This window comes from Pseudonocardia sp. Ae150A_Ps1 (genome assembly GCF_001932315.1).
Taxonomy (GTDB): Bacteria; Actinomycetota; Actinomycetes; order Mycobacteriales; family Pseudonocardiaceae; genus Pseudonocardia.
Window position 1 is genome coordinate 4,410,572 of the sequence record NZ_MCIJ01000001.1, and the last position, 21,521, is coordinate 4,432,092.

The following is a 21,521-nucleotide window of genomic DNA, read 5'->3' on the forward strand; positions in this document are numbered from 1 at the left end:
GCATGCGGTTCGGCCTGATGATCCCGCCCCAGGTCACGCTCGACCAGGTCGTCCCGCTCGCCGTGCGGGCCGAGGAGCTGGGGTACGACCTGTTGGCCTGCGGCGAGCACGTGTTCTTCCACGGCCCGGTGCCGAACGCGTTCGTCGCGTTGTCGGCCGCGGCCGGCGCCACGAGCCGGATCCGGCTCCTCAGCGCCGTCACCCTGCTCCCGACGTATCCGGCGGCGCTCGCCGCGAAGATGGCCGCCACGCTCGACGGGATCAGCGGCGGCCGCTTCTCGCTCGGCGTGGGCGTCGGCGGGGAGAACCCCGCCGAGCTGCGCGCCTGCGGCGTCGACCCGGCCGAGCGCGGGGCCCGCACCGACGAGGCCCTCGAGGTCATGACCCGGCTGTTCGCCGGCGAGCGGGTGACCCACGACGGGCGCTTCGCCCGCCTCGACGACGTGGCGCTCGACCCCGCCCCCGCACGCGGACGGATCCCGCTGTGGGTGGGCGGCCGCAAGCCCGCCTCGTTCCGGCGCGCGGCCTGCTCCGCCGACGTCTGGATGCCGTACATGGTCACCCCCGAGCACGTCGCCGACGGGCTCGCGACGATCCGGGAGCACGCCGCGGCCCCGCCCGGCCGGGCCCCGGTCCGGGGCGCCGCCTTCTGCTGGGCGGCCGTCGGCGCCGACGGCGAGGCCGCCCGCCGCGGCGCGTACGACACCCTGCGCGGCATCTACGACCAGGACTTCGGCCGGCTGTCCCGCTACGTGCCCGCGGGCACCCCCGCCGAGGTGGCGGGCCGGCTGGCCGAGTACGGGGAGGCGGGCGCCGAGACCGTGCTGTTCGCGCCCGCCTGCTCCGCCGACGACCTCGACCGCAACATCGTGGAGTTCGCCCGTGAGGTCGTCCCCGCGCTCACGGCCGCTCCCACCGGAAAGGAGAACGGTTCCCCGTGCTGACCGATGAACCCCGGGTCCCGCTGCGTTCGGTCCTCGTGGCCAACCGCGGCGAGATCGCCGTCCGCGTCATCCGCGCCGCCCGTGACGCCGGACTGCGGAGCGTCGCCGTGCACGGCCGCCCCGACGCCGGTGCGCTGCACGTCCGCGAGGCGGACGAGGCGGTCGCCCTCGACGGTGACGACGCCGCCTCGACGTATCTGGACGTCGACGCCCTGGTGGCGGCCGCACTGGAGTCCGGAGCCGAGGCCGTGCACCCCGGCTACGGCTTCCTGTCCGAGAACGCCGACTTCGCCGAGGCCGTGACCGACGCCGGCCTGGTCTGGATCGGCCCACCGCCCCGGACCATCCGCGAGCTCGGCGACAAGGTCTCCGCGCGCCGCATCGCCGTCGACGTGGGGGCGCCGCTCGCCCCCGGCACCACCGACCCGGCCGGGGACGCCGACGAGATCGTCGCGTTCGGCCGCGAGCACGGCTTCCCACTGGTGATCAAGGCGGCCTTCGGCGGTGGTGGCCGGGGGCTGAAGGTCGTGCACGAGGAGGCGGAGGTCGCGGAGGCCTTCGCGGCAGCGACCCGCGAGTCCGCCGCGGCGTTCGGCCGCGGCGAGTGCTTCGTGGAGCGCTTCCTCGACCGGGCCCGGCACGTCGAGGCCCAGGTCCTCGCGGACTCCCACGGCACCGTCCTCGTCGTGGGACTGCGGGACTGCTCGACCCAGCGCCGCAACCAGAAGCTGATCGAGGAGGCCCCGGCACCGTTCCTCACCGAGGCACAGGACAAGGAGCTGCGCACCTCGGCCGAGCGGATCTGCCGGGCCGCGGGCTACGTCGGCGCCGGGACGGTCGAGTACCTGCTCGGCGACGACGGCACGCTGTCCTTCCTGGAGGTCAACACCCGGCTGCAGGTCGAGCACCCGGTCACCGAGGAGAGCACCGGCGTCGACCTCGTCGCCGAGCAGTTCCGGATCGCCGCGGGCGCCCCGCTCACCGGCGAGCCGCCCGTGGCGCGCGGACACAGCGTCGAGTTCCGGCTGACGGCGGAGGACCCGGCGAGGAACTTCGTGCCCACCCCGGGCACGCTGACCCGCTACCGGATGCCCGCCGGACCCGGCATCCGGGTGGACTCCGGTGTCGTCGAGGGCGACACCGTCGACGGCCGTTTCGACTCGACGTTCGCCAAGCTCGTCGTGACCGGTCGCGACCGCGGCGAGGCGCTGCGCCGGGCCCGCCGGGCGCTCGGTGAGACCCGGATCGAGGGCGCTCCCACCCCGCTCGGGGTCTACGCCGCGATCATCGAGCACCCCGACTTCGTCGGGGACCCGGCGTTCGCCGTGCACAACCGGTGGATCGAGCAGCACGCCGACGAGCTCGTCCGCGAGCCCGAGCCGACCGGCGAGCGACTGACGGTCCGCGTCGGACGCCGGCTCATGACGGTCGACGCGCCCGGGCTGACGACGCTGGCGGCGGAGCGTGCCACCACGATCCGCCGCGAGTCCGCCGAGCTGAGGCGGACCGAGGCGGCCGACGTCGCCGGGGACGCGGTCACCGCGCCCATGCAGGGCACGGTGGTGAAGGTCGCCGTCGAGGACGGTCAGGTCGTCGAGAAGGGTGAGCTGATCGTCGTCGTCGAGGCGATGAAGATGGAGAACCCGGTGCTCGCCCACCGCGCGGGTGTGGTGCGTGGCGGCGCGATGGCGGTCGGGTCGTCGGTGGCCGCGCGCATGGTGCTGTGCGAGATCGTCGACGGCTGACCGGGGGACACGGTGGGTGAGGCCGGCCGCCGGTGGGCGACGGCATCACGGTCCGACGGCGGACCGACCGGGAATCGGCGTCCCGCAGCCGGGTCGTCCGGTCGACTGCCGGGCCTCAGCCCCGCGGGGCACCGGGGACGGAGCGGGACCACAGGAGACCCTCGACACCGTCGAGGAAGGTCCGTCCCACGGTCGCCGGATCGGACAGGCAGCCGGCCGCCATCGCACCGTCGCGCAGCATGGCGAAGTGCCGCCCGGCCGGCTCGGCCAGTCCGTCCCCGACCTCCGCGAACAGCTCCGAGACGGCGCCGAGGAACCACTCGCGGTGGGCGACGATCCGCCGGTGCACCGGGTGCGACGGGTCCGGGTACTCGGCCGCCGCGTTGAGGAAGGCGCAGCCGCGGAAGCCGGGGCTCCCGATGTCCCCGGCGATGTCGGCGGCGACGGCGCGCAGGACGTCCTCCGCCGTCCCGCGGTCCGCCCGGCTCTGCTCGAAACGCGCCCGCAGCTGCTGGTCGGCGGCCTCGAGGTAGGCGACGACCAGGTCCTCCTTGCCGGGGAAGTGCCGGTAGAACGTCGCCCGGGTGGTGCCCGCCTCGGTGAGGATCCGGTCGACCCCGACCGAGTGCACGCCTTCGGCGTAGAAGATCCGGCTCGCGGTGCCGAGCAGCCGCGAGCGGGGCTCGGACGGTCGGTCGCTGCTGCCACGTGCCATACGACGGAGGCTATCAGAAAGAATGTTCGGTCTTGCTTTCGCGGCGGGAGCCTGACACGCTTCCGTCGTAGGGAGACAGAACGTTCTCTCTTGTGGGGGCGAGGCCTCCGCACCCAGCCCTCCGAGGAGCCGCCGTGAGCACCGCAGTCACCACACCCGCCGTCACCGGATCCGCTCCGGCACTACGGCGCCTCTACCTCGTCCGGTTCGCGTTCGCGATCGTCTGGGCGGTCCTGCTGGTCGTGACCGGGCCGGACCTCGGGCCGGTCGTGGCCGTCCTGGTCGTGCTGTACCCGCTGTTCGACGTGGCCTGCGCCGTCGTCGACGCCCGGGCCTCGCGCCCGGCGCCGGCACCCCGGGGGCTGTACCTGAACGTCGCGGTCAGCCTGCTCGCCGCGATCGGGCTGGGCGTCGCCGCGGCGTCGGGCGTTCCCGACGTCCTGCGGGTCTGGGGTGTGTGGGCCGTCGTCGCCGGACTGGTCCAGCTGGTCGTCGGGATCGGCAGGCGTGCGCTCGGCGGGCAGTGGCCGATGGTCCTCAGCGGCGGCATCTCGGTGTTCGCCGGCACCGGGTTCCTGCTCATGGCGGGGGCGGCGGACCCGACGCTCGTGAACGTGGCCGGCTACGCCACGCTCGGCGGCGTCTTCTTCCTCGTGTCGGCGCTGCGGCTCGGCCGCGGCGCGGGGGACCGCTGAGGGGGAGGCGGGGACCGTCAGAGATCGAGCACGAGCCGCGCGGAGCACGCCCGCGAGCAGCAGACCATCATGACCTCGTTCGACGCCCTCTCCTCCGGGGTGAGGAACGAGTCGCGGTGGTCCGGTTCCCCCTCCAGCACGACGGTCTCGCAGGTCCCGCACGTGCCCTCCCGGCACGAGGTGGGGACGTCGACCCCGGCGGCCTCGATCGCCTCGGCGACGGTCTGGTCCGGCGTCACGGTGATGCTGATGTCGGAGAAGTCGAGGACGACCTCGAACGCGGAGTTCTCGCCGTCCAGCGCGCCCTCCTTGGGGCGGAAGCGCTCGAGGTGGAGGGTGCCGGCCTGCCAGGTCGCACACTGCTGTTCGACGGCGTCGAGAAGGACACCGGGGCCGCAGCAGTAGACGTGCGTCCCGGGAGCGGGAGTGCCGAGCAGGCCGTCCAGATCGATGAGGCCCTTCGCGTCCTGCGGCCAGATCGTGACCCGGTCGCCGTGGGCCGCGAGCTCGGACCGGAAGGCCATCGACTCCTCGGCCCGGCCACCGTAGACGAGTCGCCACGGCTTCCCGGCGGCCTCGCAGGCGGAGATCATCGGCAGGATGGGGGTGATCCCGATGCCGCCGGCGATGAACAGGTAGTCGTCGGCGTCGTCGAGGGTGAAGTTGTTGCGCGGGCCCCGGCACAGCACCTCGTCGCCGACGACCAGCTTCTCGTGGACGTGGGCGGAGCCGCCGCGGCTGTCCGGCTCGCGCAGCACACCGATCCGCCAGCTGCGCAGGTCGGTCGGGTCCCCGCACAGCGAGTACTGCCGCTCCAGGTCCGGCCCGAGCACGAGGTCGATGTGGGCGCCCGGGTCCCAGGCGGGCAGCTTGTCGCCGACGGCGGGCTCCAGGCGGACGGAGACGACGCCGGTGGCCTCGAGCTGGATCTCGGCGACGAGCACGCGCACCTCGGCGGGAGCGCTGCGGGGAGTGTTCGGCATCAGGATCACCCGTTTCGCGGGACGAGCCGGGCGGGTGCCGGACGGCGCTGTACGGAGCGGGCGGACCAGGGGAGTGCGGGACGGGCCGCCGCCGGGCCGGCGGGTCGCGCCGGTCCGGCGGGCTGGGACCGGGCCGGTCAGGCCCGGCCGGTCGTGGCCTGCGCGCGGGGCCCGCGTGCGGGCCGGCGCCGGCTGGTGTCGACGACGACCATGTCGCCGTCGATCGACACCTCGTACCTCTCCATCACGTAGGGGCCCTTCTGCACACCGCCCTCGGGGTCGACGGTGTCCTCCGGGGACCCGGCGACGACCTCGACGGTGTACTTGCGGACACGCGCGTTGCGCGGGTCGAAGAACGACTCACCGGTGCGGATGTCGTACTCCCACGCGTGCCACGGGCACCGGATGGACCGGTTGCGCTCGTAGGTGATCGGCGTGTCGGGGGCCTCGGACTCGGAGACCCCGAAGACGGTGCCGAAGCTGCACAGCGCGGCGCCCGCGTGCGGGCACTGGTCGAGCAGGGCGTAGTACTCGCCGTCGACGTTGAACACGCCGACCTTGCGGCTCTCGATCTCGACGATCTTGCGCTCGCCCGGCGCGATGTCGGCGACGTTGGCGACTGCGTACTTGGTCATGGAGTGCTCACCCGTCCAGGCCGAAGAACTTCAGCCCGTTGTCGCGCATGATCTTCTGCTTCATCTCCTCGGGGAAGGAGGCCGGGAAGACCGTCTCCGGGGAGTCGAAGTCGAAGTGGGGGTAGTCGGAGGCGAACACCACGTTGTCCGGGCAGAACTCCTCGATCATCTCGGCGAGGTGGCGCGGGTTCTCCGGCTCGTCGATCGGCTGGGTGGAGGCCCAGATGTGGTCGCGGATGTACTCCGAGGGCTTGCGCTGCAGGTCGGCGACCTCGCTGCGCAGGTTGCTCCAGTGGTAGTCGAGCCGCTCGGCCAGCGGCGCGAAGTGCAGCACGTTGCCTTCGACGAACATGACCTTCAGGTCCGGGAAGCGGTCGAACGTCCCGGTGAGGATCAGGCTGAGCATCTGGGACTGCAGGCTCTGGGTGTGCCCGACGTGGTACTCGGTGTGGTACGAGGTCCAGCCGGTCCCGGTGTTGGCGTGCCCGCCGCCCTGCGAGAGGTGGAACTGGATCGGCAGGCCGTGCGCGACGGCGGCCTCGTAGATCGGCCAGTACCGGCGGCTGCCCAGCGGCTCCAGGGTCTTGCTCAGGCCCAGCAGCGACACGACGCCCGGGTTCGACCCGACCCGCTCGATCTCCTCGACGGCCAGGTCGGCGGCCTCGAAGGCGACCGGCGCGGAGGCCCGCAGCCGCGGCTCGGGGTACACGATGTGCTCGAGCTGCCAGTCGTTGATGGCCTGGGTCAGCACGTGCGCGAGCCGCGGGTCGAGCGCCTGGCTCGCCGGGTTCAGGGTCTGGCCGCCGGGGGCCAGGCACTGGAGCACACCGATGGTGATGTCGTACGGGTCGAGCAGCTGGGACCGGATCAGGTCCAGCGACGAACCGGGGTAGGTCCCGTCGTCGGGCCACGAGTCGTTGCGCATGGCCCCGCCGTACATCTGCGGGTACTCCGTGACCGTGGACAGGCCGTTCGTGGTGCGCACGCCGTACTCGGCGATGTGGCGCCGCCACCGCTCCGGCAGGTAGCCGGCGATGAGGCCTTCCTTGGGGACCGGGTGGATGTCGACGTCGAAGATGCCCGTACCGAGGACGGGCGTGCTCACCGGCGCGGTGGCGGGAGCGTGGTCGATGACCGTCATGGTGATGTCGCCTTTCACTCGTCGGCCGGGACGCTGAGGTTGTAGAGGTCCCAGGCGTTGTGCCGGTAGATGCGCTCGATGAGCTCGGGGTCGGTCGTGCCGTTCGCGATCGCGTGCGGGCCGGTCGTGTGGTGGTGCGGGTAGTCGCTGGAGAACACGAGCATCCGGTCGCTGCCCATGCGCTCGACCGCGGTGTCCAGGCCGCCGGCCTGCTCGGCGCCGTCGGACGGGGCGGTGGTGAACCGGAAGTGGTCGCGGATCAACTCGGACGGCGCGCGGTCCAGCCACGGCATGTCGGGCCGGTAGCTCTTCCAGAGCTTGTCGAACTTCCAGACGAAGGGCGGGAGCCACTTGAACCCGACCTCGCTGACGACGACCTTGGTGTCCGGGTACTTCTGCAGCACGCCCTCGGAGACGATCGAGTTGATCTGGGCCTCCAGGTTGGACTGCTGGCCGACGTACCACTCGAGGTACGAGGTGGGCCAGCCGACCGACGTCGGGGTCTGGCGGAACACGCCTCCGATGTGGATGGTGACCGGCAGCCCGTTGCGGTGCGCGGCCTCCCAGATCGGCCAGTTGATCTGACGGCCGTAGAGCAGCTCGGACTGGCCGAGCAGCAGTACCTGCACGAACCGGTCGTCGCCCGCCCTGTGGTCGATCTCCTCGGCGGCCAGCTCCGGGGTGCCCTGCGGCACGACGATCGAGGCCCGCAGGCGCGAGTCCTGCGCCAGCCACTCGTGGGCGACCCAGTCGTTCAGCGCCCTGGCGTGCGCGGCCTCGCGGCGCGGCTGGTGCATCTGCTGGACGGCGTAGAGGCAGTTGAGGATCGCGTAGTCGGTGCGCCCGTCGGCGAAGACGTCGGCGACGAAGTCCTCGACCCGGGTGGACGCCCGGCCGTTGTCGTCGGTGCGCGCATCCGGCAGCTGCGCGATGTTCGACCCCCGCGGGTGGTAGCTGGGGTCGTAGTACGGCGCGAGTGCGCCGATCAGCTGGTCACCCCAGTACTCGTCGAGGTAGGGGAGGAGATCGCGGGCCGACGGCAGGATCGGGTGGGTGTCGCAGTCGACCACGGCGGCGCGCGTGCCGGCCGCGGGTACCGCGAGCTTCTGCCTCGGGGTAACGACGGTGTCAACCATGTTCGGGAACGGACCTTTCGGTTCTCGTGCGGACCGTGGCTGGGCCACGAGAGGCTCAGTAACGTGGATCCAGGATCAAGGATAACCATGGATCCTCAGGTGACTCAAGACACGAGCGCGAACTTCTGATCCTGTCTCCTGGATCCAGGAGTCGATACGGAGTACGTTCGTCCCCGGCCCCGCAGCACCGGGGCCGCACGACCGTCCGACAAGGAGTGAATCGATGACCGCCACCGTCCACTACGACGCCGACGCCGACGCCGACCTGGGGCTGCTCCAGGGCCGGAAGGTCGCCGTCATCGGGTACGGCAGCCAGGGCCACGCCCACGCGCTCTGCCTGCGGGACTCCGGCGTCGACGTCCGCGTCGGCCTGCTCGAGGGGTCGAGGTCGCGGGCCAAGGCCGAGGAGGAGGGCCTGCGGGTCGTCACCCCGGCGGCGGCCGCCGCCGAGGCCGACGTGGTCTCGATCCAGGCGCCGGACACCGTCCAGCGCACGCTGTACGCGGACGAGATCGCCCCGAACCTCGCGCCCGGCAACATGCTGATCTTCAGCCACGGGTTCAACGTCCGGTACGGCTACATCGCCGCCCCCGAGGGCGTTGACGTCGCGCTGGTCGCGCCGAAGGGGCCCGGCCACCTGGTCCGGCGCCAGTTCGCCGACGGGCACGGGGTCCCCGCGCTGGTCGCGGTCGAGCAGGACGGCAGCGGCTCCGCGAAGCAGCTCGCGCTCGCCTACGCGAAGGCGCTCGGCGTCACCCGGGCCGGGGTCATCGAGACGACCGTCGCCGAGGAGACCGAGACCGACCTGTTCGGTGAGCAGGCCGTGCTGTGCGGCGGCGCCTCGGCGCTGATCCAGGCCGGGTTCGACACCCTCGTCGAGGCCGGCTACCAGCCCGAGATCGCCTACTTCGAGGTCCTGCACGAGATGAAGCTGATCGTCGACCTCGTCTACGAGGGCGGCATCGCGCGTCAGCGCTACTCCTGCAGCGACACCGCCGAGTACGGCGACCTGACCCGCGGCCCGCGGATCGTGAACGACGACACCCGTCGCGAGATGCGCCGGATCCTCACCGAGATCCAGGACGGCACCTTCGCGAAGGAGTGGATCGCGGAGGACGACAACGGCCGCCCGAACTTCCTGCGGCTGCGCGCCGAGGGCAAGGAGCACGGCATCGAGCAGGTCGGTGCCCGGCTGCGCGACATGATGCCGTGGATCGACCGGAAGATCACCGAGACCGCCTGATCCGCACCCGCCGTCGCCGCCGGTCCGATCGGCCGGCGACGTGGCCTCCCGCCCCCGTCCGGCCACGAGCCGGGACGGGGGCGGCCGCGTGTCCGGGCCGATGTGGCTCGGGGATCCAGGAACCTCGCTGCTGCTAGATTGGCCGCGAAGACGACGAAAGGTGCGTGCGTCCATGGCGAGCACAACCGACGATGCCGACCCGGCCGGGAACCCGCCGTCGCGGGGGTCGGCGCTGGAGCAGCTGCCACCACGGGACACGACGACGCTCGTGCGGACGGTGCGGGACCGGCTCCGGCTGGCGATCGCGTTCGCCGAGATCCCCGAGGGGAAGCTGAACCAGGTCCAGGTCGCCCGCCAGCTCGGCGTGAGCCGGATGCCCATCCGCGCGGCGATCCCCGACCTCGTCGCCGAGGGCCTGCTCGAGTCGCTGCCCGGCGGGGGAGTGGCGGTCCGCCCGCTGACCGAGACCGACGTGCGGCAGGTGTACGAGGTGCGCCTCGCGCTGGAGTCGCGCGCGGTCCGCAACGCCGCCGAGCACGGCTCGGACCGGGACCTGCGCCGGATCCGGACGATCGTGGACACCCACGGCGAGGCGTTCGCCTCCTACGACGCGGAGAAGCTGCTCGCCGCCGACCGCGAGTTCCACATGGCGATCCTGTCCGCGTCCCGGAACGAGCACTACCAGCGGGCGATCGTGCCGGTGTGGTCGATCGTGGAGCGGGCGATGGTGAGTGTCCTGCACACCACGACCGTGTTCGACAGCGCGTGGCAGGAGCACGCCGAGATCGCCCGTGCCCTGCAGGCCCGCGACGCCGACGCCGCGGAGGCCGCGGTCCGGCAGCACCTCGGGAACGCGGCCGAGAAGCTGGTGACCTCGCTCGCCGGCACCATCGAGGCGTGAGCTCCGACGACGGCGGGCCCGGGACGGTGTCCCGGGCCCGCCGTCGTCGTGGTCAGCTCCCGCTGCGCCGCCACTGCGCCGCGTGTCTGCCGACGACCATGAGGTCGATCTCGTCGGCCGAGTAGCCGGCCGCGGTGAGGACCTCCTCGGTGTGCTCGCCGAGCATCGGGGCCGGCCTGCGCAGCCAGTCCGGATCGGCGGCGCCCACGTTCACCGACTGCCCGAGGACCCGCATCGCGCCCAGCGCCGAGTGGTCGACGTCGGCCACCATGTCGAGGCCCGCAGTGATCGGGTGCTCGAGCGCCTCCGGGATGGTGAGGACCGGGCCGCACGGGACCCCGGCCGCCCCGACCGAGTCGAGCCACTCCTCGGTGGTCTTCGCCGAGAGGACCTCCTCGATCAGCGTGCGCAGCTCGGCCCGGTTCGCCATCCGGTCGGCGTTGCTGGCGAAGCGGGGATCCTGCTCCCACTCCTGCTTCCCGAGTGCGGAGCAGAGCCGCTGCCACATCTTCTCGTTCCCGCAGGCCAGCGTCATCGCCGAGTCACCGGTCCTGAAAGTGCCCTGCGGGAACATGATCGGGTGGTCGTTGCCGTCCTGGCCGGGGGTGACGCCGAGGCTCAGGTACTTCTGGGCCTGGTAGGACAGCAGCGTCAGCATCGACTGCATGAGCGATCCCTCGACCACGGTGCCCTGCCCGGTGCGTTCGCGCTCGTAGAGCGCGGACAGCACGCCGACCGCGCCGAACACGCCGGTCGCGGAGTCGGCCACCGCGATTCCGACCCGCAGCGGGCCGGTCTCCGGTGTGCCGGTCACGCTCATGAGCCCCGACATGGCCTGCGCGGTCTGGTCGAAACCGGCCAGCTCGGACCCGGGCGGGCGCTGCCCGAACCCGCTGAGCGAGACGTAGACCAGACGCGGGTTCAGTTCCCGCATCGCCGCCGCCCCGACGCCCATCTTCTCCACGGTGCCCGGCTTGAAGTTCTCCACGAACACGTCGGCCTCGGCGATGAGCCTGCGCAGCGCCTCGGCGCCCGCCTCGCTGCGCAGGTCGAGGGCGACGCTGCGCTTGTTGCGGTTCGAGGCCATGTAGCAGACGCTCTCGCCGCCGGTGAACGGTCCCGACTGGCGGGCGGCGTCCCCGTTCGGCAACGTCTCGACCTTCACGACGTCCGCGCCGAGGTCGGCGAGGAGCATCGTCAGCGTCGGTCCCGACAGGTACCGGGTGAGGTCGACGACGCGGACCCCGTCCAGTGCTCCCATGTCAGTCCTCTCCCTTCCGGCCGAACACCGGTGCCCGGCGCTCGCCGAAGGCCGCGACCCCCTCGCGGAGGTCCGGCCCGTCGTAGGCCTCGACGTGCAGCCGCGACAGCAGGTCGGCGTCGGCGTCGGTGAGCGGACGCCCCGCCATGTCCGTCACGAGCTTGGCGGCGCTGATCGTGACCGGGGCCTGGGTCCGGATCCGTCCGACCAGGCCGGTGACGGTGTCGACCAGCTCACCCGGCTCGGCGAGCCGCTGCACGAGCCCGATCCGGTGGGCGTCGGCCGCACCGACGATGTCCCCGCTGAACAGCAGGTACTTCAGCTCGGCCGGGCCGATCACCCGGGCCACCGCGGAGGTCTCGGTGTAGCCGAGGGTGACCCCCAGCTTGCCGATGGGGATGCCGAACCGGGCCGCCGTCGAGGCGATCCGGACGTCGCACGCGGCGGCGAGCTCGCAGCCGCCGCCGACCGCGAGCCCGTGGATGGACGCGATCACCGGCACCGGCACCGCGGACACCGCCCGCAGCGCCCGGGCGATCGACTCGTTGTAGCCGGTCGCCGCGGCCGCACCGAGGCGGGTCTGCGGGAACTCCTTGATGTCGGCGCCGGCCGCGAGTGCGTCCGGGCCGGCTCCGCGGACGACCACGGCCCGCAGGCCGTCCCGCCCGCCGAGCTCGGTGAACACGGTGCGCAGCCGCTGCCAGGCGGCGAGCGACAGTGCGTTGCGGGCCTCGGGCTTCGACAGCGTCACCACGGCGACGTCGTCGACGTCCTGCACGGCGACCCGGTCGACGACGAGCTCGGCGGGCGGGTCCTCACGCAGGACCCGGCCGAGCTCGCCGGTGAAGGTCTCGTCGGTCATGGCGCGCCTCAGTGGGAGGTGTCGACGGAGACGTGCTTGCGCTCGGTGAAGCTCTCCAGCATGCCCTCGAGCGAGAACTCGCGGCCGATGCCGCTCTGCTTGTAGCCACCGTAGGACTGCCCGAGCACCTGGCCGCCGCCCTGGTTGACCTGCACCCAGCCGGCGTCGATCGCGTGCGCGGTGCGCAGCGCCTTCCCGAGGTCGTGGGTCCAGACGAACGCGGACAGCCCGTAGTGGGTGTCGTTGGCCATGCGGACGACCTCCTCCTCGTCGTCCCACGGGATCACGCACAGCACCGGCCCGAAGATCTCCTCCTGGGCGATCCGCCAGTCGTTCTCGATCCCGACGAACACGGTGGGCTCGATGTAGTAGCCCTCCGACAGCGGGCCCTCCGACGGCGGACGCCCGCCGATCGCGACCCGGGCCTCCCCGCGCTGCAGGCCCTCGTCGATGAAGCTGCAGACCCGGTCGTACTGCTTCTGGTTCACCACGGCGCCCATGTCGGTCGCCTCGTCGAGCGGGTCGCCGACCTTCAGCTTCGACAGGTGCGCGGTGACCTTCTCGACGAACGAGTCGACGATCGAGCGGTGCACGAACAGCCGCGACCCGGCGGTGCAGGACTGCCCCTGGCGCACGAAGCGCATGCCGGTGACGACGCCCTGGGCGACCCAGTCCTCGTCGGCGTCCGGGAAGACGATCTGCGGGTTCTTGCCGCCGAGCTCGAGCGAGACGGGAACGATCCGCTCGGCGGCGGCCGCCATGACCCGCTTGCCGACGGCGGTGGACCCGGTGAAGGACAGCTTCCGCACGGCCGGGTGGGTGATCAGGGCCTCGCCGGCCTCGGTGCCGTAGCCGACGACGCAGTTCAGCACGCCTGCCGGGAGGAAGTCGGCGCAGATCTTCACGATCTCCAGGACGGCGAGCGGGGCGTCCTCGGCGGCCTTGAGGACCAGCGAGTTGCCGGCGGCGAGCGCCGCGGCGATCTTCATCGAGGCCAGCTGGACCGGCGCGTTCCACGGGACGATCGCGCCGACGACGCCGATCGGCTCACGGCGGGAGTAGTCGAGGACGTGCGCGTTGAGCGGGATCGTCTCGCCCTTGGTCTCGCTCGCGACCGAGCCGAAGTAGCGGAAGACGTCGACGGCGTACTGGACCTCGCCGCGGGCCTGGGTGCGCAGCGCGTTGCCGTTCTCGTCGGCGATCTGGCGGCCGATCCGCTCGATGTGCGGCTCGATCGCGTCGGCGATCTGCTGCAGCAGCCGGCCGCGCGCCCGCGGCGCGGTGTCGCGCCAGCCCGGGAACGCCCGGCCGGCGGCCTCGACGGCGGCGGCGACGTCCTTCTCGCCGCCGCGCGGCACGCGGGCGATCACCTGGCGGTTGCGCGGGCTGACGACGTCGATCCACTCGTCGTTGCGTGCGGCGACCCAGCCGCCGTCGATGAAGTTGCGGAACTCGGGGGTGGTGCTCATGGGGTGTGCCTTTCCGTGTGCGTGCGGCTGCTCAGGACCGGACCTCGACGGCCCGGATCACCGCGGAGGAGTCCAGGCCGCCGTCGGTCTCGGCGAACTTCCCGACCTGGTCGAGCGCCCCGCGCCCGACGACGAGCTCGACGCCGGTGTCCGCGGCGGCCGCGGCGGCGAGGCCGAGGTCCTTGGCCAGCAGCCCGGCGGCGAACTTCGGGGCGTAGCCGTTGTCGGCGGCCGAGCCCTCGACCAGGCCGGGGCGCGGGGTGAAGTTGTGCAGCGCCCAGCAGTTGCCCGAGGAGGTGCTGAGGACGTCGAACAGGTTCTGGTCGGAGACGCCGAGCTGCTCGGCGAGCACGAACGCCTCGGCGACGGCGACGAGGCTGGCGCCGACGACCATCTGGTTGCAGGCCTTGACCGCCTGCCCGGCGCCGGCGTCGCCGACGTGGAAGAACTTCGAGCCCATCGCGTCGAGGACCGGACCGGCCGCGGCGAGCGCCTCGGCGCTGCCGCCGATCATGAAGGTGAGCGTGCCGCCGGTGGCGCCCGCGACGCCGCCGGAGACCGGGGCGTCGAGGACCTGCAGGCCGAGCCCGGTGGCCGCGGCGTGCACGTCGCGGCTGGTCGCGACGTCGATCGAGGACGCGTCGATCACGAGTCCGCCGGGCTTGAGCCGGGTCAGCGGGCCGCCGTCGCCCAGCAGGACGCTGCGGACGTGGTCGCCCTTCGGCAGCATCGTCACCAGCGTGTCGGCGCCCTCGGCGGCCTCGTCGGCCGAGGAGACGACGGTCACGCCGGCGCGGGCGGCCGCGGCCTTCGCCTCCTCGCCGAGGTCGAATCCCTGCACGTCGTACCCGGCCTTGACCAGGTTCGCCGCCATGGGGCCACCCATGTTGCCCAGGCCGACGAATCCGATGACGCTCATTGTCACGCTCCGTTCGTGTCGAGTTCGGGCTCACTATGACCAGGCACAGATGCACACTCAAGATGAACCTGAGCACGATATCTGTGCAAGAATACACACGTGAACCTCGACGACCTCCGCTACTTCCTGGAGCTGACCCGGTACGGCCGGCTCACCGTCGCGGCGGAGCGGATGGGGGTCGAGCACACGACGATCCGGCGTCGCATCTCCGCGCTGGAGCGGGGGCTCGGCCAGCGCCTGTTCGACAAGACCCCGCGCGGGTGGACGCCCACCGCCGCGGGCCGCCGGCTCCTGCCGTACGCGCAGCGGATCGAGGCCGAGGCCGACGCCGCCCGGGGAGCGGTGACCGACGACGGGCACAGTCCCCGCGGCACCGTGCGGATCGTCGCGACCGACGGCTTCGGCGGTGCGGTGATCGCGCCGGGGCTCAGCCGGCTCCGTTGTGCCCATCCCGGGATCCAGGTCGAGCTGGTCACGAAGAGTCACCTGCTCGACTACGGGGTCGGCGAGTTCGATCTCGCCGTCACGATCCACCGGCCGGAGCGGCCGGGCTTCCGGATCGAGCATCTCTGCGACTACGACCTGCGCCTGTACGGCAGTCCGGCCTACCTCGCCGCGCGATCGCGGATCCGGCAACCGCGGGACCTCGCCGACCACGACCTCGTCTGGTTCGTCGCGTCCCTCCTCGACCTCCCCGAGCTCCAGAGCGCGGAGGACATCGCCGCCCAGGCGAACGTTGTCTTCCGTACGACCAACCTGTTCGCGCAGGTCGAGGCCGCAGCGGGAGGCGTCGGGCTGGGGCTCGTGCCCTGCTTCCTCGCCCACGGTGACGATCGGTTGCGGCCCGTCCTGCACGACCAGGTGTCGGCGCGGCGGACGTTCTGGGTGATCACGCCCAACCGGCTCCTGAACACCGAACGGATCGCGATCGTCGCCGAGCACATCGCGGAGACCGCGCGGCTCGCGGGGGACCGGCTGATCCCGCCCGCGACCTCGGGGGACGCAGCGGGCTGAGCCCGCCCGGGGGTCTGCCCGCCGGTAGCTGCCGGGGCCACGCTGTGTTGACAGCCCCCGGGGCCGTGGCTACCGTCCTCACATCCTGGATCCAGGATTCTGGATCATCACCGAGTCGACGCGACCGCGTGGCCGGCGGCGCTCCCGCCCCGCCGCGTACCGCGTGGTGAAGGAGTTGTGACTAGTGGGGCGCGGAGCCCCGGTGCCCCGCGGAGTCGCGACCGCCCGCACCGGGTGACCGCGCCGACGGACCACCGGCGGACCTCCCGCCGACCGCCGAGTGCATCGAACCGTGGCGCGCCGGCCCTGCCGATCCGGTCGGCAGGGCTCCGGAGGCGTGCCCGCTCGACCTGTCCCGGCCGGAGGGCGGACGCACCGCCGTCGTCATCGTCGTCAACCGTAGGCACTGAGAGGCTTCATCGTGGAAGACCTGGGACTGCTGAGTGTTCTCGCACTGGCCCCTGTCGTCATCGTCGCCATTTTCCTGGTCGGCCTGCGTTGGCCGGCGAAGTACGCGATGCCGCTCGGCTTCGTGGCCGCCGCGCTGATCGGCTCCCTCGTATGGGGAATGGGTCTGCCGGTGGTCGCGGCGTCGGCGGTCGAGGGGATCGTCATCGCCCTCGGCGCGCTGTTCATCGTGTTCGGCGCACTGCTCCTGCTGCAGACGCTCTCCCAGAGCGGCGCCCTGGCCACGATCCGGGCCGGGTTCACCAGCATCAGCCCGGACCGCCGGGTCCAGGCGATCATCATCGGCTGGTTGTTCGGATCCTTCATCGAGGGTGCGTCGGGTTTCGGCACACCCGCCGCGATCGTGGCGCCGCTCCTGCTCGCCCTCGGGTTCCCGGCGCTCGGCGCGGTCCTGGTCGGCATGACCATCCAGTCGACGCCGGTCAGCTTCGGCGCGGTCGGGCTGCCGATCCTCACCGGGGTCAACCAGGGCCTCGCCGGTGATCCGGCGGTCGCGGGCCGGGCCGCCGAGTTCGGCGTCGACCACCTCGGCTACCTGTCCGACATCGGGATCCAGATCGCACTGATCCACGCCGTCGCGGGCACCCTCATCCCGCTGTTCATGGTCTGCCTGCTCCCCCGGTTCTTCGGGGCGAACCGCAGCATGGCCGAGGGCCTGGCGATCGCGCCGTTCGCGCTGTACGCGGCCGTCGCCATGATCGTCCCCTACCTGCTGCTGGCGGTCCTGCTCGGACCCGAGTTCCCGTCGCTGCTCGGCGGCCTGATCGGCCTGGCAATCGTCATGTTCACCTCCAGCCGCGGGTTCCTGATGCCGAAGCAGACCTGGGACTTCCCGCCGCGGGAGCGCTGGCTGGACCGCTGGATGGGGAACATCGAGCCGGACACCTCGGTCGACGCGGCCCGGATCAGCGTGTGGATGGCCTGGTCGCCGTACGCGGTCGTCGCCCTGCTGCTCGTCCTCAGCCGCACGGTGACGCCGCTCAAGGAGGCGATCCAGTCCGTCGAGATCGGACCGTCGGACCTGTTCGGGACCGGCATCGCGGAGACCGTGCAGGTGCTGTACTCCCCGGGGGCGGTGTTCCTGGTCGTGTGCCTGATCACCTACGGGCTGCACCGGATGAACCGCAGGCAGATCGGGCGGGCCTGGGCCGTCGCCGGACGCCAGCTGGCGGGCACCGCCGCGGCGCTGCTGTTCGCGGTGCCCATGGTCCGGATCCTGATCAACTCCGGTCCGGACCTGAACTCGACCGGCCTGGCCAGCATGCCGATGACCCTCGCCGAGGGCGCGGCCGCCGTCGCGGGCGGCTCGTGGCCCGTCCTCGCGCCGTGGATCGGAGCACTGGGCGCCTTCGTCGCCGGCTCGAACACGATCTCGAACATGACGTTCTCGCTGTTCCAGTTCGCCACCGCGACCAACATCGGCGTCACGCCGGAGACGATCGTCGCGGCCCAGGCCGTCGGCGGCGCGGCCGGCAACATGATCACCGTCCACAACGTCGTCGCCGCGTCGGCGACCGTGGGGCTGCTCGGCCGCGAGGGCGACGTCATCCGGATGACGATCATCCCGATGACCTACTACTGCCTGGTCGGTGGCGGCCTCGCCTTCGTGATCGTCTACGGGGTCGGGCTGAACCTCGGCACGATCGTCCTGGCCGCGGTGGTCGCGGCGCTGGCCGGGCTGGTGATCCGCGCCCGGCGCCGGGCGCCCGAACCCTTCCTGACCTGAGCCGTATCGCCGGCCCGTCGCGCGCGGGTGGACCCACGAGGAGACAGATGTTCCGCAAGGTACTGGTGGCCAACCGGGGCGAGATCGCCACCGGGCGTTCCGGGCCGCGTTCGAGCTGGGCGTGTCGACGGTGGCGGTGTTCCCCCACGAGGACCGCAACTCGCTGCACCGGGCCAAGGCGGACGAGTCCTACCGGATCGGCGAGCCCGGTCATCCGGTGCGCGCGTACCTGTCGGTGGACGAGGTCGTGCGCGCCGCGACGAAGGCCGGCGCGGACGCCGTGTACCCCGGCTACGGCTTCATGTCCGAGAACCCGGACCTGGCCCGCGCCTGCCGCGAGGAGGGGATCACCTTCGTCGGGCCGCCGACCGAGGTGCTGCACCTGACCGGCAACAAGTCCCGGGCGGTGGCGGCGGCGAAGGCCGCCGGGGTGCCGGTGCTGGCCTCCTCGGAGCCGACGACCGATGTGGACGCCCTCGTCGCCGCCGCGGAGGTGATGGAGTTCCCGGTGTTCGTCAAGGCCGTCGCCGGTGGCGGCGGGCGCGGGATGCGCCAGGTCACCGAGCCCGGCGCGCTGCGCGAGGCGATCGAGGCGGCGAGCCGCGAGGCCGAGTCGGCGTTCGGTGACGGCACGGTGTTCCTGGAGCAGGCGGTGGTGGACCCGCGGCACATCGAGGTGCAGATCCTCGCCGACGCCGAGGGCAACGTGGTGCACCTGTTCGAGCGGGACTGCTCGGTGCAGCGGCGTCACCAGAAGGTCGTCGAGATCGCCCCGGCGCCGAACCTCGCCCCGCGGGTCCGGGACGCGATCTGCGCGGACGCGGTGCGCTTCGCCCGGGAGATCGGCTACGTGAACGCGGGCACGGTGGAGTTCCTGCTCGACGAGCACGGGCGGCACCACTTCATCGAGATGAACCCGCGGATCCAGGTCGAGCACACGGTGACCGAGCAGGTCACCGACCGGGACCTGGTGATCGCCCAGCTGCGCATCGCCGCCGGCGCGACGCTGCCGGAGCTGAACCTGACCCAGGACCGGGTGACGCTGACCGGTGCCGCCCTGCAGTGCCGGATCACCACCGAGGACCCGGCGAACGGGTTCCGGCCCGACGTCGGCACGATCAGCGCCTACCGCACGCCCGGCGGTCCCGGGGTCCGGCTCGACGGCGGCACCGTCCACACCGGAGCCGAGGTGTCGGCGCACTTCGACTCCATGCTGGTCAAGCTCAGCTGCCACGGTCAGGACTTCGACAGCGCCGTGCGGCGCGCCCGGCGGGCGATCGCCGAGTTCCGGATCCGCGGGGTGTCCACCAACCTCGGCTTCCTCGCCGCCGTGCTCGACGACCCGGACTTCGCCGCCGGCGCGGTGACGACCTCGTTCATCACCGAACGGCCGCAGCTGCTGCGCGCACGACCGTCGGCGGACCGGGGATCGCGGGTGCTGTCCTACCTGGCCGAGACGGCGGTGAACCGGCCGCACGGGCCCCGGCCGCAGGTGGTGGAGCCGGTCGACAAGCTCCCGATCGGGGTCGACCTCGACGCGCCGGTGGCGGACGGGTCGGCGCAGCTGTTGCGGGAGCTGGGTCCGGAGGGGTTCGCGGCCCGGCTGCGGGGGGCAGTCCGCGGTGGCGGTCACCGACACCACGTTCCGGGACGCACACCAGTCGCTGCTGGCCACCCGGGTGCGTACCCGCGACCTCGTCGCGGTCGCGCCGTACGTCGCCCGCACGATGCCCGAGCTGCTCTCCCTCGAGTGCTGGGGTGGAGCGACGTACGACGTGGCACTGCGGTTCCTGGCCGAGGATCCGTGGGAGCGGCTCGCCGCGATCAAGGCGGCGGCGCCGAACATCTGCACACAGATGCTGCTGCGGGGGCGGAACACCGTCGGGTACACGCCGTATCCGGTGGAGGTGACCGACGCCTTCGTCGCCGAGGCCGCGGCGACCGGGATGGACATCTTCCGGATCTTCGATGCGCTCAACGACGTCTCCCGGATGCGTCCGGCCATCGACGCCGTCCGCAACACCGGCACCGCGCTGGCCGAGGTCGCGCTCTGCTACACCGCGGATCTGTCCGATCCCGGCGAGAAGCTCTACACCCTCGACTACTACCTGCGCCTCGCCGAGCAGATCGTCGACGCCGGTGCGCACGTGCTGGCGATCAAGGACATGGCCGGGCTGCTGCGCCCGCCCGCAGCGCGGACCCTGGTCGGCGCGCTGCGGGACCGCTTCGATCTGCCGGTGCACCTGCACACCCACGACACCGCGGGCGGCCAGCTCGCGACGCTGGTCGCGGCGATCGACGCCGGCGTGGACGCCGTCGACGGGGCGGTCGCCTCGATGGCCGGCACGACGAGCCAGCCGTCGCTGTCGGCACTGGTCGCCGCCACCGACCACACCGGGCGAGCTACCGGGCTGTCGCTGGCCGCCGTCGGTGACATGGAGCCCTACTGGGAGGCGGTCCGCAAGGTCTACGCGCCGTTCGAGTCCGGGCTCGCGTCACCCACGGGCCGCGTCTACCACCACGAGATCCCCGGCGGGCAGTTGTCGAACCTGCGCCAGCAGGCCATCGCGCTCGGCCTGGGGGACCGGTTCGAGCTGATCGAGGACTGTTACGCGGCGGCGGACCGGATGCTGGGGCGGCTGGTGAAGGTGACGCCGTCGTCGAAGGTCGTGGGCGACCTCGCCCTGCACCTCGTCGGCGCCGGCGTCGACCCCGCCGACTTCGAGGCCGACCCCGCCCGCTTCGACGTCCCCGACTCCGTCGTCGGCCTGCTCCGCGGCGAGCTCGGCACCCCGCCCGCCGGATGGCCCGAGCCGCTGCGCACCCGCGCCCTCGACGGGCGGCGCCCCGGTCACGGCCGCGTCGACCTCACCGAGGGCGACCGCAAGGACCTCGCCATCGACCCCCGGCGCACCCTGAACCGGCTGCTGTTCCCCGGTCCGACCCGCGAGTTCGGCACCCACCGCGAGCAGTACGGCGACACCTCCGTGCTGTCCACGAAGGACTACCTCTACGGGCTCGAACCAGGTCTGGAGCACACCGTCGAGCTGGAGCCCGGCGTCACCCTGCTGATCGAGCTCGGGGCGGTGTCCGAACCGGACGAGCGCGGCTTCCGGACGCTGCTCACGACGCTGAACGGGCAGCTGCGGCCGGTGTCGGTCCGCGACGCGTCGGTCGCGACCGAGGTCAAGGCCGCGGAGAAGGCCGACAAGGGCGACGACGGCCACGTCGCCGCCCCGTTCGCCGGCGTCGTCACCCTGCAGGTCGCCGAGGGCGACACCGTCGACGCCGGCCAGACCGTGGCCACGATCGAGGCGATGAAGATGGAGGCCTCGATCACCACCCAGCGCGCCGGAACCGTGTTCCGGCTCGCGATCGGCGCCGTGGCGCAGGTCGAGGGCGGCGACCTGCTCGTCGCACTGCGATGACCCCGCCCGACCGGGAGGCGGCCGCGCTCTCCGACGTACTCGTCCTGCTCGACGCCTGCACCGTCAGCGTCGCCGCGGTCGTCGCGGTGCTGCTGCTCCGGGGGGCGCACCGAGGACCAGCTGGTCACCGCCGCCGCGGGGGTGTTCCTCGCGGCGGTGTCGACGTTCCTCGTGCGGTCCGTCCTCGGGCTCGACGACTCGGTGTTCCGGCAGGGCCTGCCGGTCCTGGCGGTCGT

The 21,521-nt window shown here is 72.4% G+C and carries 16 protein-coding genes and 1 pseudogene; 8 read left to right on the forward strand and 9 right to left on the reverse strand.

The genetic code is table 11. The features are described 5' to 3' along the window. Positions 1–2: 2 nt before the first annotated feature. On the forward strand, positions 3–944 hold the full coding sequence (locus Ae150APs1_RS20775) for an LLM class flavin-dependent oxidoreductase (protein ID WP_075299739.1): 942 nt from the start codon (positions 3–5) through the stop codon (positions 942–944). Then, complete coding sequence (locus tag Ae150APs1_RS20780; protein ID WP_075299741.1) at positions 938–2,689, forward strand: biotin carboxylase N-terminal domain-containing protein; 1,752 nt, start codon at positions 938–940, stop codon at positions 2,687–2,689. Before Ae150APs1_RS20775 ends, Ae150APs1_RS20780 begins: the two co-directional genes overlap by 7 nt. Before the next feature lie 115 nt (positions 2,690–2,804). Here Ae150APs1_RS20780 and Ae150APs1_RS20785 read toward each other — a convergent pair whose 3' ends face one another. Then, positions 2,805–3,404: a TetR/AcrR family transcriptional regulator gene (locus Ae150APs1_RS20785; protein WP_075299743.1), complete on the reverse strand. Its 600-nt coding sequence runs from the start codon at positions 3,402–3,404 to the stop codon at positions 2,805–2,807. Positions 3,405–3,538: 134 nt separating this feature from the next. On the opposite strand from Ae150APs1_RS20785, the gene Ae150APs1_RS20790 reads away from it, so the two are divergent. Continuing rightward, positions 3,539–4,099, forward strand: coding sequence for a hypothetical protein (locus Ae150APs1_RS20790; RefSeq protein WP_060573828.1), 561 nt, complete (start codon positions 3,539–3,541; stop codon positions 4,097–4,099). A gap of 17 nt (positions 4,100–4,116) precedes the next feature. Here the strand turns inward: Ae150APs1_RS20790 and Ae150APs1_RS20795 are convergent, their stop codons facing one another. From Ae150APs1_RS20795 to Ae150APs1_RS20810, 4 genes are all read right to left on the reverse strand, one after another. Further along, positions 4,117–5,082: a PDR/VanB family oxidoreductase gene (locus Ae150APs1_RS20795; RefSeq protein ID WP_075302355.1), complete on the reverse strand. Its 966-nt coding sequence runs from the start codon at positions 5,080–5,082 to the stop codon at positions 4,117–4,119. A 137-nt stretch (positions 5,083–5,219) separates the two neighbouring features. Next, a complete protein-coding gene (locus Ae150APs1_RS20800) occupies positions 5,220–5,717 on the reverse strand; it encodes a Rieske (2Fe-2S) protein (RefSeq protein WP_075299745.1) in 498 nt (165 codons plus the stop codon). Positions 5,718–5,724: 7 nt separating this feature from the next. Beyond that, on the reverse strand, positions 5,725–6,858 hold the full coding sequence (locus Ae150APs1_RS20805; RefSeq protein WP_060573826.1) for an amidohydrolase family protein: 1,134 nt from the start codon (positions 6,856–6,858) through the stop codon (positions 5,725–5,727). A gap of 14 nt (positions 6,859–6,872) precedes the next feature. Beyond that, a complete protein-coding gene (locus Ae150APs1_RS20810) occupies positions 6,873–7,994 on the reverse strand; it encodes an amidohydrolase family protein (RefSeq protein WP_075299747.1) in 1,122 nt (373 codons plus the stop codon). Positions 7,995–8,217: 223 nt separating this feature from the next. Between Ae150APs1_RS20810 and ilvC the strand changes: the two genes are divergently transcribed. Next, a complete protein-coding gene (gene ilvC / locus Ae150APs1_RS20815) occupies positions 8,218–9,237 on the forward strand; it encodes a ketol-acid reductoisomerase (protein WP_075299749.1) in 1,020 nt (339 codons plus the stop codon). A 172-nt stretch (positions 9,238–9,409) separates the two neighbouring features. Continuing rightward, positions 9,410–10,138 (forward strand): GntR family transcriptional regulator, encoded by a 729-nt coding sequence (locus Ae150APs1_RS20820; RefSeq protein ID WP_075299751.1) that lies wholly within the window; start codon positions 9,410–9,412, stop codon positions 10,136–10,138. A 52-nt stretch (positions 10,139–10,190) separates the two neighbouring features. On the opposite strand, the gene Ae150APs1_RS20825 is transcribed toward Ae150APs1_RS20820, so the two are convergent. The 4 genes from Ae150APs1_RS20825 to mmsB are packed head-to-tail and all read right to left on the reverse strand — an operon-like array spanning position 10,191 to position 14,655. Then, positions 10,191–11,399 carry a CoA transferase gene (locus Ae150APs1_RS20825; protein ID WP_075299753.1) on the reverse strand — a complete coding sequence of 403 codons (1,209 nt, stop codon included), beginning with the start codon at positions 11,397–11,399 and terminating at the stop codon, positions 10,191–10,193. A gap of 1 nt (position 11,400) precedes the next feature. Continuing rightward, positions 11,401–12,261: an enoyl-CoA hydratase-related protein gene (locus Ae150APs1_RS20830; RefSeq protein ID WP_075299755.1), complete on the reverse strand. Its 861-nt coding sequence runs from the start codon at positions 12,259–12,261 to the stop codon at positions 11,401–11,403. 8 nt (positions 12,262–12,269) lie between these two features. Next, a complete protein-coding gene (locus tag Ae150APs1_RS20835) occupies positions 12,270–13,730 on the reverse strand; it encodes an aldehyde dehydrogenase family protein (protein WP_075299757.1) in 1,461 nt (486 codons plus the stop codon). A 31-nt stretch (positions 13,731–13,761) separates the two neighbouring features. Continuing rightward, positions 13,762–14,655, reverse strand: coding sequence for a 3-hydroxyisobutyrate dehydrogenase (gene mmsB, locus Ae150APs1_RS20840; protein ID WP_283160256.1), 894 nt, complete (start codon positions 14,653–14,655; stop codon positions 13,762–13,764). Positions 14,656–14,748: 93 nt separating this feature from the next. Between mmsB and Ae150APs1_RS20845 the strand changes: the two genes are divergently transcribed. From Ae150APs1_RS20845 to Ae150APs1_RS20855, 3 genes and pseudogenes are all read left to right on the forward strand, one after another. Beyond that, complete coding sequence (locus tag Ae150APs1_RS20845; RefSeq protein WP_075299761.1) at positions 14,749–15,663, forward strand: LysR family transcriptional regulator; 915 nt, start codon at positions 14,749–14,751, stop codon at positions 15,661–15,663. 421 nt (positions 15,664–16,084) lie between these two features. Then, entirely contained in the window at positions 16,085–17,857 is a 1,773-nt protein-coding gene (locus tag Ae150APs1_RS20850; protein ID WP_075299763.1) for an L-lactate permease, read from the forward strand. Positions 17,858–17,904: 47 nt separating this feature from the next. After that, positions 17,905–21,285, forward strand: a pseudogene (locus tag Ae150APs1_RS20855) (pyruvate carboxylase). Positions 21,286–21,521 lie beyond the last annotated feature (236 nt).